This window comes from Acidovorax sp. KPB24-07 (assembly GCF_057543315.1).
Genome location: NZ_BAAJYS010000314.1, coordinates 1 through 3,939 on the forward strand (window position 1 = coordinate 1; position 3,939 = coordinate 3,939).

The following is a 3,939-nucleotide window of genomic DNA, read 5'->3' on the forward strand; positions in this document are numbered from 1 at the left end:
CGGCGCCGCGCTCCGGCGACACCACGGGCCGGCAGGCCACCACGGCGCCGCCCTCGCGCACGGCCAGCGTGTGGGAATGCCCGTCGTGCACCGCGGTGAATGGCAGGCCCGGGTTCAGCCACTGGGGCTGCGGCTGCGCGTAGCGGTTGTGGCCGATCTCGGTGGGGCTGGACGTGCACAGCTCGCCCGGATAGCCGGGCGGCAGCTGGGCGCCGAGCCGCTTGACGCCGCCCCAGCCGTAGGCCGCGCCGTCCGCGGCGAGGGCGATGGACCGGTCGCGGCCGGCACTGATGGTGAGAAATGGCATGGAATGCGCCTCGCGGGTCAGGGCAGCAGCACGAGGTAGGCGAACCCTTCGGCGCCGCCGATCGTGGCCTTGATCTGGATCTGCTTTTTCGATGTGGGGGCCTGGGACACCGTCACCCGGCCGGAGGGGCTGATCTGCACGCCGGAATCGCTCGGGTTGCACGACCAGACGGCCATGTCCTTGTCGATGGCGGCCCCCGAACTCAGGACGCCCCGGATGCTGAGGTCGTACGAGAACGGGTATTGCTTGGTGATCTTCGTGGCCGGGGACAGCAGCAGCAGCTTGAGTACCGGCACCGGCGCGCTCTGGTTGCCGTAGAGGATGGCCTTGCCTTCCAGCCGGCCCGATTGCCCGGGCTGGTCCGACAGGTACCAGGGCAGTTCGGCCTTGATCGTGTAGGCACGTGGCGTACGCTCCTGGCTGCGCAGTTGCACCAGGCCGCTGGTGCCTTCGTGGTTGGACACGTGCACGTCCGAGGCGTGTTCGCCCTCGACGCTCCAGATGGCGTCCTGGGTCACGTCCTTCCAATCGCTGCTGTCGGAGTAGCGCACCAGCGCCCAACCCTGCGCCGTGTCGGCCGTGGATTTGAAACCCTCGTAGAACTCGACCTTGAACTCCACGGGAACGGGCGGCGTGCGCACGTACAGCACCGGCATGGTCCACGGCACGGGTGGCTGCGAGGAGCCGTATTGGGTATAGCACCTGCCGTCGCCACGGCAGAATTTGATGCGGATGTTTTCCTCGTCGCCGTTGTACAGGTTCATCACCAGCGTGCGCAGTTCGTAGTCCGACTGGCCCCATTGGCGATCGCGGCGCTTGTAGGCGTTGCGGGTGACGATGTAGCCCGGGCCGAGGATCTTGTAGGGCCTGGACCCCGCCTGCCCCAGGTCGGCGAAATGCCGGTAGCGGGTGGTGCCGTCGTGCTGGTACGACTGCGGCTTGAAGCCGAAATACCGCATGACTTGAGGCGTCGCGGCCGACTGTTCGCCGGAAGGCAGCCGATGGCGCACGGCGTCCGGCGGTATCAGGCTCTGCAGTTCGGTGATGCTGGGCAGGCGCCAGGGATTGCCCGCGCTCGCCGGGTCGGCCATCAGCCCTTCCAGGCCGTCATATTCGAACATCTCCGGTTTCCACATCAGGCCGGTGTCGCGGTCCAGGATGCTGCCGTCGGCGAAGGGCTTGAGCCCGTTGGGGTACATCAGCCGCTGGCGCTTGAGGTGGATGTGGTACTCGTCCAGGTGCCGCTCCGCCTTGTCCAGCTGCGGCGGATCGCCCGCATGGGCGGCCTCGACCTTGAGATTGAGTGCCTGGGCCTGCAGTGCGCGCGCCTGGTTGAAGGCGTTGAACAGCAGGTCGTCATAGGCCGTTCCGGTGCGGCCCGAATAGAACTTGGGGTGGTCGTCCAGCAGCAGGCGGATCAGCCCCTTGGCATCGGCACCGGAGCCCACCTGGTTGTCGTGCAGCTGGGTCAGCACCAGGCTTTCATTCACGGACTTGACGAATTGCTCCTGAAGCTGGTCGGCCGTCGGCGGCGCATCCCCCGCTGCGCTGGCCAGCAAATCGGTCTTGTCCTGCACGAACGCCTTCAACGCCTCCAGCGCCGTCAGGCGGGTGATGTAGGCCGTGGACCGCGGCACCCTGCCGATCGCCTCGCTCAGCCGCTTGATCTCGGCCGTGATCGCCTGCAACTGCTTGGCGGTGGTGTCCTCACCTTCGCCCAGCCCCAGTTCGTTCAGGAAGCTGTTGATCCCGCTGACCCGCATGAGCCAGCCCTTGACCTTGCCGCCGGCCCAGTCCTTGAAATTGCCGGACAAGCCATCCACCAGGTCCTTGATGGTGGCGTCGGGGCTTTTGTCGGCGCCCAGCAGGCCGGCCGCGTTCCGTCCGAAGCGCTGGACGGAGACCGTGGCGTCGATGCCGTCCGCCACCTGCCGGGTCAGGGCCTGCGTGCCGCCTGCGCCACGCGCGGCCTGGTGGAAGTGGTCCGCATCGAACCGGTCGCGGTCCAGGCTGAAGCCCAGAGTCCCCACGGGAAGGTCGGGCGGCAGCCCCAGCGACTCCAGCACGCGCGCCTGGGCCCGCGCCAGCGCCATCCCCGGCTGCGTGGCGAGGTAGGCATCCACCAGCGTGGAGATCGGAGACAGCACGACCGCCGTGCCGGACCGGTAGTCCTCGAGCCGGGCGGCCAGATGCAGGCCATCCCCCAGGTCCAGGACAAGGCGCAGGCCACCCTGCGCCGCGTGCACCAGCACCGTGGCATGGCCGTCGAAGGCCGTCTCCACCAGCGTCTGACCGCCCGCGCCGAAGACCGTGAGCGTGCCCTGGCCCGGGCCGCCCGGCTCGGCATGGACCGGCACCGACAGCGCATGGGGTGCGGGGCCGAGTCCGCCTTCGCCGCAGCTTCGGACAAGGTCAAGATGCTGCAGGGGGTCGAGGGGGCTGTCCACAGGGTGCATAAATTGTGTCCGGCAGGCCGGTCCATTGGGGTGATGACGCAGTTTTTTAGCCCGGGATCGGGCGGCAGGCCTGCCGCCCACCGGTGCATCGTCCCGTTTCGCACCGGCCATTTCAACCCGCGGATCCAGTGGGGATTTCTTACCCATGCCACGGTGGGAGCCCTTCGGACGGGGAATTGAGACACGCGGCCACTCCAGGCCCAGCGGGTGAGACGCAGGATCCATTTCGACCCCGTCGGCCGCACAGGGTTTTTTTTCTCGACCTGTCGCGCGTGCACTACATTTCGAGTGGAAACACACAGAAAGCAACAGACCGCGGAAGGGAATTCATGGCAAACGAGGTCCGTCCGGCTCCCGATTCCCCTCCACACCGCCGCCATGCGGCGCTGGCCAGTCCGCACGCGCCGGGGACGCTGGTGGAGGTCGCCACCGATCCCGTCCCCCCTCGGGAGCGCCTCGACTTCTGGCGGGAATCGGTGCTCAGCCGCATGCGCCCCGAATCCGAGTTGCCGGACGGGGCGGCGTTCGGCGGGCGGTTGCGGCGCATCGTCGGCCATGGGGCCGATCTGGTCGAGCACGCGAGCGAGGCCGTGCATGCCGTGCGCACCGAGGCCATGTGCCGCCGGGACGGCGCGGACGACATCAGCCTGTCGCTGATGGTGGAGTGCGACTGGGCCACCCAGGAAAACCACGGAGCGCAGCAGATCTCGGCCGGCATGCTCTATCTTGTGGACTACGCCCGGCCGGTGGAGATCCGGCGCTCACGCCACCGCGACATGTCCCTCATCGTGTCGCGCAAGACGATCCACGACACCCTGGGCCCCGGCTTCACCCTGCCCGACCAGCTGCCGCAGCGCCCGGGCCTGGGCAGCGTGCTGCAGACCCTGATGGCCGCCACCTGGCGCGAGGCGCCGCGCATGGGGATCGACGAACGCACCGTGGCGCTGAAAGCCTGCACCGACATGGCCCTGGCCCTGCTGCAGACATCGCAAAAGGCCGGCCTGCAGGCCGATGCAGGCCGCTTCGACGACAGCCTGTACCGGGCGGCCTGGGGCCTGGTGCGGCGCCACTGCGGCGACCCGGCCTTCGGCGCCGAGCGGCTGGCGGTGCTGCTGGAATGCTCGCGTGCGTCGCTGTACCGCCTGTTCGCACGCCATGGCGAAGGCGTGGCGGCGG

3 protein-coding genes are annotated in these 3,939 nt (G+C 68.6%); 1 reads left to right on the forward strand and 2 read right to left on the reverse strand.

All coding sequences use genetic code 11. The features are described 5' to 3' along the window. Together AC27IQ_RS20000 and AC27IQ_RS20005 are read right to left on the reverse strand one after the other, a co-directional pair. Nucleotides 1–307 (reverse strand): hypothetical protein (locus tag AC27IQ_RS20000; RefSeq protein WP_487090531.1); only part of this gene is annotated, 307 nt, incomplete at its 3' end. 17 nt (nucleotides 308–324) lie between these two features. Further along, on the reverse strand, nucleotides 325–2,763 hold the full coding sequence (locus tag AC27IQ_RS20005) for an Lcl C-terminal domain-containing protein (protein ID WP_487090532.1): 2,439 nt from the start codon (nucleotides 2,761–2,763) through the stop codon (nucleotides 325–327). 329 nt (nucleotides 2,764–3,092) lie between these two features. On the opposite strand from AC27IQ_RS20005, the gene AC27IQ_RS20010 reads away from it, so the two are divergent. Further along, nucleotides 3,093–3,939: helix-turn-helix domain-containing protein (locus AC27IQ_RS20010; protein ID WP_487090533.1), on the forward strand; the 847-nt coding region annotated here is incomplete at its 3' end.

Bases quoted from the DNA above. Each gene is read 5' to 3' on its own strand.
- AC27IQ_RS20005 (WP_487090532.1), bottom strand. From the start codon at position 2,763: ATGCACCCTGTGGACAGCCCCCTCGACCCCCTGCAGCATCTTGACCTT.